The sequence below is a fragment of the Campylobacter sp. BCW_6466 genome, assembly GCF_001762835.1.
Classification (GTDB): Bacteria; Campylobacterota; Campylobacteria; order Campylobacterales; family Campylobacteraceae; genus Campylobacter_D; species Campylobacter_D jejuni.
In genome coordinates this window covers 1-6,301 of record NZ_MJXO01000061.1, presented here as the reverse complement: position 1 = coordinate 6,301, position 6,301 = coordinate 1, and the positions used below count along the sequence as shown (strand labels likewise).

8 protein-coding genes are annotated in these 6,301 nt (G+C 31.2%); 6 read left to right on the top strand and 2 right to left on the bottom strand.

Going from position 1 to position 6,301, the window contains the following annotated elements; translation table 11 throughout:
• The 3 genes from AJ887_RS06320 to AJ887_RS06310 all read left to right on the top strand — a co-directional run.
• A partial coding sequence (locus tag AJ887_RS06320; protein ID WP_070284995.1) for a phage tail sheath family protein occupies positions 1-1,008 on the top strand: 1,008 nt, incomplete at its 5' end.
• Between the two features lie 26 nt (positions 1,009-1,034).
• Positions 1,035-1,544 (top strand): phage major tail tube protein, encoded by a 510-nt coding sequence (locus AJ887_RS06315; RefSeq protein WP_021358136.1) that lies wholly within the window; start codon positions 1,035-1,037, stop codon positions 1,542-1,544.
• A gap of 152 nt (positions 1,545-1,696) precedes the next feature.
• Positions 1,697-1,936, top strand: a complete 240-nt coding sequence (locus AJ887_RS06310; RefSeq protein ID WP_070284993.1) for a phage tail assembly protein — start codon at positions 1,697-1,699, stop codon at positions 1,934-1,936.
• Positions 1,937-2,047: 111 nt separating this feature from the next.
• Here AJ887_RS06310 and AJ887_RS06305 read toward each other — a convergent pair whose 3' ends face one another.
• A complete protein-coding gene (locus AJ887_RS06305; protein ID WP_002865378.1) occupies positions 2,048-2,353 on the bottom strand; it encodes a hypothetical protein in 306 nt (101 codons plus the stop codon).
• A 41-nt stretch (positions 2,354-2,394) separates the two neighbouring features.
• On the opposite strand from AJ887_RS06305, the gene AJ887_RS06300 reads away from it, so the two are divergent.
• From AJ887_RS06300 to AJ887_RS06290, 3 genes are all read left to right on the top strand, one after another.
• Complete coding sequence (locus AJ887_RS06300; protein WP_070284991.1) at positions 2,395-4,617, top strand: phage tail tape measure protein; 2,223 nt, start codon at positions 2,395-2,397, stop codon at positions 4,615-4,617.
• A gap of 3 nt (positions 4,618-4,620) precedes the next feature.
• Entirely contained in the window at positions 4,621-5,109 is a 489-nt protein-coding gene (locus tag AJ887_RS06295; protein WP_032593229.1) for a phage virion morphogenesis protein, read from the top strand.
• A gap of 104 nt (positions 5,110-5,213) precedes the next feature.
• Positions 5,214-6,029 (top strand): DNA adenine methylase, encoded by an 816-nt coding sequence (locus AJ887_RS06290; protein WP_070284965.1) that lies wholly within the window; start codon positions 5,214-5,216, stop codon positions 6,027-6,029.
• A gap of 29 nt (positions 6,030-6,058) precedes the next feature.
• On the opposite strand, the gene AJ887_RS06285 is transcribed toward AJ887_RS06290, so the two are convergent.
• Positions 6,059-6,301, bottom strand: a 243-nt coding sequence (locus AJ887_RS06285; protein WP_070284967.1) for a hypothetical protein, incomplete at its 5' end; no start/stop codon positions are given.

Genomic DNA, 6,301 nt, shown 5'->3' with positions numbered 1-6,301 from the left:
AAAGCAAAAGAATTTGTAAACGATTTAATCAAAGAAAATAACTTACAAGATTTTAGACTTTTAGATACTTTAGAATGTATCAATCTACAAAATGTAAGTAATGTAATTATTATTAGTTTTTTTGAAGAAAGCGAGGAAAGTGAAAACACTTTAATCAATATTGTTAATGCCATAGAAGCTTTTAAAAAAGCAAAGCATAAAACAGGTTTTAGCCCTGATTTAATCATTGCTCCTTATTACTCACATGAAGCAGGAGTAAAGGCTAAGCTTGAAAGTGTGGCAAGTTCTATGAATATCACAGCTATTGTGGATCTTTACGCTACAAATGTTGGCGAAGCTATTAATACAATGGAGGCTTTTAGCTCTAAAAGATTAATTGCCACTTGGCCACAGGTTCAAATCTTAAATACACAAGGAAAATACGCTTATGTTCCACAATCTCCTATCATCGCAGGTTTAATAGCTCATACAGATGGAGATAAAGAATATGGCTTTAGTGATTCTTACTCAAATAGAGTGATGAATGGGGTTACTGGCACAGAGTATTTTATAGAGTTTATCAATGGCTTTGATTGTGATGCAGAAAGACTAAGAAACGCTCATATTTCAACTTGTATTTTAAGTGAAGGTTATCGCTCTTGGGGTGGGGAAACTAGCCATGAAGATACGATTTGGCAAGATTTAGCTCGTGTAAGAACTTTTGATCGTATAGCCCTAGCAGGACAAAAAGCAGCTTTTAAAGCTATTGATAAAAAAGCAAGTGAATTATATTTTATAAAAATCAGCATTGAAGAATTGCTAAGAGATTTAAAAGGAGCTAAGGTTTTAATTGGCTATGAGGTAAGCTGGGATGAAGAAAGAAACACAGATGCCAATGTGAGTGCTGGTAAGTTTTATCTAAATATAAAAATGATGAATAATCCAATCGTTAAACAAATCACTTTAGAGTTCATCTACTCTGATGAATGGGCGAGTGATTTGATTAAAACTATTAGTGCGGATAGTTAATAAATTTTTACAAGGAGAAAATAAAAATGAAAAGAATAATTGGCGAAGTTATACAGGAAGGTAATATTTATATAGATGGACAAGGTTATCTTGGGGTAGTTAGAAATTTAAAATTGCCTGACATAGAACAAGAGATGATTGAAACTAAAGGAGTTTTAGGAGCAAATTATAGTAGCGGGGTTTTAAAGCCTTTAGAAATTAGCTTTAAATTAGCCGTTGTTGATCCTGTGCTTTATGCGGCTTTCTTTCATACTACTTTTAGCGAGATTAAAGCTCCTTTATTATTTAAAGAAAGTGTTCACAAAGGCGGAAAAAACTATGGTATTAGTGCTGAGTTTTTAGGAGAGTTTATAAGCATAAGTGAAAGCGATCATGAAAGTGGAAAAGAGGTGGAAGCTGAAATTAAAATGGCAGTTCATTTTTACATGCAACGCCGCAATAACATTCCAATCATTACCTACGATCATAAAAACACTATTTTAATGATAAATGGGGTGGATATGATGAGTGATGTAAGAAGCAATTTAACCCTTTAAACACTGATTAATCGGAGTTTAATTAACAATACTGGGATTTTAGGATTAAAGTTTGGCTTTTTAGGGCATTGCGTAGCAATGGGTGGGGAAGCCTTTAGTTGCTTCTCAGGCGGAATTACTTCCGCCATAAAGAAGGAAAAAAGGAAAGAAAAATGAAAGAAAAAATAATCAAATTAGAAAATGGTGAAGAATTAAAAATGAGAGAACCAAATGTGCGTGTACTCAAAAACGCCGCTAATAAAAGTGAAAAAGAAATGGAGCAAACTATTTATATGATAGCTACACTTACTAATAAGCAAGAAAGTGAAATTGAAGATTTGAATCTTAAAGATTTTAAAGCTTTACAGGACGCTCTTAAAGATTTTTTGATAGAAGCAGGAGTTATAGCTTAGAGGCTATAGCTCTTATAAGTCATACTTTGCATTGGGGATTAAATGAAGTTTTAGATTTAAGCTTAGATGAGTTTGAAGAAGCTTTAGCAATTTCAAAAGAATTTTTAAAGGCTAAGAGTTTTTGATTGTTTTATTTTTCAAAAAATAAATTTTTAAAATAGCAAAAAGAATAAAATCTAAACTTATTACAATTAGCCAAGTGGGTAAAATAAGCAATAAAGCAATGGGTGGCATAATCATCACTAAAATAGCAGTTATGATAATGCTTGCAAAATAAGAAAAAATAAAAATAGCCATTGTATTAAAAAAACCATCACTTGCACTTTGATAGCTTATGTAAAAAGCAGGTATGAGCGTTGTTAATAATAAGGCAATATGTGAAATTATATCATCGTTAATAAATTTTAAAACTTTCATAGTAAAGATTTTAAAATACAATCGCTTAAAAAGGGTTGAATATGGAAAATGCTGGAAGTATTGGAATTGGTGTTATTTTAGGACTAGCGATTAAAAACGCAAGTGCCGTTGGCAAGGTGGTTAAAGATTTTAGCAATTTAGAAAAAATAGCAGCAAAAACTAAACTCGGCATTAGTGGATTGCAAAAAGAATTAAACACTCTTAAACTCAATGCCAATTTAAGAGCGGAATTAAAAGCTCAAAGAAAAGGTTTGCAAGATGAGCTTTTTTCTCTAGGAAATATAATAAGTGGTGGTATTGTAGGGAAAAGTATAAAAGTTGGTATTGATTTTGAAAGTGCTATGGCTGATGTAAAAAAAGTAACAGATCTTAGTGAAGGTCATACACTAGAAGGCTTAAAACAAGATATTTTAGATTTATCCAAAAAACTTCCTATGACAGCAGAAGAAATTGCAAATATAGTGGCAGAGGGTGGAAAACTTGGTCTTGCCTCTAAAGAAGCTTTGGAGTTTGGTAAAACTGCTACTGCTATGGGTGTTGCTTTTGAAATGAGTGCCAATGAAGCAGGAGAAGCCATAGGCGGTCTTATGGCAAACCTTCAAACCGATGTTAAAGGCATTAAAGATTTGGGTGATAGCATTAACTATTTAGCTGATAAAGGTTCAAGTGATGCCAAAAATATAGTAAATATTGTGAGCAGAATTGGAGGAATGGGAAATCTTATAGGACTTCAAAGAGAAAACATGGCAGCTCTTGCTGCTACGCTTGATGAAGTAAAGATCCCAGCTGAAGTTGCAGGGACTGCTATTTCTAGCATGTTTACTAAACTTTCAACTGCTGATACTTTAGGAGCTAAGGCAGAAGAAGCTTTTTCACAATTAGGTCTTAGCGGGGAGTTTATGAAAAAAGCTTTAAATCGAAATTCGCAAGAAGCAATCAATATTTTACTTTCACGAATAAAAACGCTTGATAAAGAGTCTCAAATAGGTGTTATTACTAATATTTTTGGCAATGATAGTGGCACGATTAGAGCTATGGCAACTTTAGTTAATGGTTATGATCGTTATCAAGAGCTTTTAAAGATGACAAATTCAGAAGAGAAGAAAGGTTCAATGGATAAAGAGCTTATTAATAAGTGTGAGACTACAGCTTCTATATTAAAAATTTTAGGAAATAATATAAGTGCTTTGGCGATTAAATTTTCAGATGCTTTACTCCCTGTAGTTAAATTAGTCGCTTCAGGATTTAGCTTTGTAATTGATATAGTAGATACCTTACTTTCAAAATTTCCAGTGCTTAGTACCATCGTAGCTACAGCTACAACAGTTTTTTTGCTCGCCAAACCTGCGGTTTTAGCTTATGCTATTGCTAAAAACTATCTTAAAGATTGCACCATTTTACTTAAAAGTGCTTTGATTAAAACAAGAATACATCTTTTAGCTTTTCGTAATTCTTGTATATTATCTAATATTACTTTAAAAGCAAAAACCGTCACAACTACTATTTACACAACCTCCCTTAAAGCCTTATCTTTTGTTTTAGGTGGGCTTAATAAAGTTTTTAAAGCCGTAGCTATTGGTATTAGAGTGTTAAGCATGGCTATGATGAGTAATCCCATTGGTCTTATTTTAGGGGGCATTGCAATAGTGGCTGGGCTTATTATTGCAAATTGGGATAAGGTTAAGTCTTGGTTTAAATCTTTTATAGAATGGCTTAAACCTGTTTGGGAGCCTATATACAATGTCATTAAAGCAGTATTTGATAAATGTGCCCTTGTATTTACAAGTTTTAAAGATATTATTATGAGTGTTGCTTCTCCATTAGCTGAGTTTTTAAATTCTATTTGGCAAGGTGTTGGGGATTTCTTTTATAGTATTTTTGGTTCTTTATTTGATTGGTTTGCTTCTAAGCTTTCTTGGGTAGGAGATATGATCTCATCTATAAGTGGCTTTATAAAAGATGCTCTTGATTTTGTAGGGCTTGGAGATGATGAAGAAGTTAAGATAAGCCAAAGTGAACAAAACAAAGAAAAAGTCTTTACTACAAACACTTATAAAGATGAATTAGCTGAGACAAAAAGTATAAATCATACTCCAAGCTTTAATAATGGCAATATCAATATAAGTGTTAATGGTACTTTTAACATAGCGACTAAAGATGGCAATTTTAATATGCAAGAATTTGCAAATACTATACAAAAAAGTGTATTTGACGCTTTAAGAAAGCAAGAACAAAACAAAATGAACACTACAATTTATGGATAAAATATGAGTGAATATATAGAAATAAAAGGGCTTGAAAACTTTTTTAAAGCTTGTGATAAATTAATAGATATGGATAAACACGGGCAAAGCATTATGGCGAGTGCTGGAGAGAGTATAAGAAATAGTATTATAGACTCTTTTAAAAACGAACGCAGTATTTTTAATGGAAAATGGCAAAGCTTAAAACCAGCTACCATAAAACAAAAGATAAAAGATGGTAAGAATAAAGGAATTTTAAAAAGAGATGGGGATTTAAGTAATGCTTTAAATTGGCAAAGCGAACCTACCAAAAGCGGAGTAGAAGTCTTTAATAATATACAGACTAAAAATGGCTTTAAATATGGTTATGTTCATCAATGGGGAAACAGAAAAAGAAAAATTCCTCAAAGAGCTTTTTTACCCATAGATAATAACAAAGTCTTGCACCCAAGTATAAGAAGTGTGATTTATAAAGATACTAAGGATTTTATTGAAAAAATTGTTAAGAAGTGATGGCAAGGAAGACTAAAGTCTTCCTTTTTCTAAAAACTAGCAAAAGCATTATAGCTTTGTTTTTAAAGCAAAGCTTTTTTAATTTTATTTTGAAAGGAGTTTGTATGAAAAATAATACAGACAAATTTCTAAAAACTAGCACACTTACTAAACCTACAAGAACTACACTAAAAGCTCCATTTGCTTGGGTGGGTGGTAAAAACTATTTAGCTAAAGAAATCATCGCTTTAATGCCTGAGCATAAAAGCTATATTGAAGTCTTTGGTGGAGCTTTAAGTGTTTTTTATCAAAAAAGCGCTTCAAAAATAGAAGTCATTAACGACATTAACGACGAGCTTATTAATTTACATCTTTGTATAAGAAATAAACCCCAAAGTCTAGCAAATGTGCTTAATTCTATGATAATAAGTAGAAAAATCTTTCATATGCTTAAAAATAAAGAAATTAAGCCAAGAAATGACTTAGAAAGGGCTGCTTTTTATTTTTATCTTATCAGTACTTCTTTTGGATCAAGTATGGGACAATTTGCTATGAGTAAACAAAGAGCACCCAAAAGATTATATAGAGACTTTAGCTTACATACAAAAAGACTTAAAAATGCCAGTATTGAAAATAAAAGCTTTGAATATATTTTAAAAGAATATGATTACAATGAAGCTTTATTTTATTTAGATCCACCTTATGTAGGGACTGAGAATTATTATAAAAACACAGGAGGTTTTGGGCTAAAAGAACATGAACTTTTATGTAATTTGCTTAAAAATATCAAAGGTAAATTTATGCTTTCTTATAATGATTGTGAGCTTATAAGAGAGCTTTATAAAGATTTTAATATTAAGGAATTAAAAGTAAGGTATTCTTTAAATAATAATGTTTTAAAAAGAAAAGAAAGTAAAGAGCTTTTGATTATGAATTTTTAAAAGCTAAGAGAATATTTTTATATTCTCTTTTATTTTAGCAAAGAGCTTAAAAACTTTAGAGCTTCTTTGCTAAAATCTTTATTGCTTTCTTCTAGATACTCTTTATCTAAAATAGCACCGTATTTTAATAAAAGTAAAATCGCTCCAAAATTATTATGAGTTATTGCATAAAACATAGGTTCTTCGCCCATGCATTCTTTAGTTGCACTCATACCATTTTTAAGATATTCTAAAACAAGTTCATTGTTATGGTTGCAAATTGCGTTTATAAA

Coding starts and splice junctions, on each gene's coding strand:
- AJ887_RS06305 (WP_002865378.1), bottom strand. CDS start 2,353: ATGAAAGTTTTAAAATTTATTAACGATGATATAATTTCACATATTGCC.
- AJ887_RS06290 (WP_070284965.1), top strand. CDS start 5,214: ATGAAAAATAATACAGACAAATTTCTAAAAACTAGCACACTTACTAAA.
- AJ887_RS06300 (WP_070284991.1), top strand. CDS start 2,395: ATGGAAAATGCTGGAAGTATTGGAATTGGTGTTATTTTAGGACTAGCG.
- AJ887_RS06295 (WP_032593229.1), top strand. CDS start 4,621: ATGAGTGAATATATAGAAATAAAAGGGCTTGAAAACTTTTTTAAAGCT.
- AJ887_RS06310 (WP_070284993.1), top strand. CDS start 1,697: ATGAAAGAAAAAATAATCAAATTAGAAAATGGTGAAGAATTAAAAATG.
- AJ887_RS06315 (WP_021358136.1), top strand. CDS start 1,035: ATGAAAAGAATAATTGGCGAAGTTATACAGGAAGGTAATATTTATATA.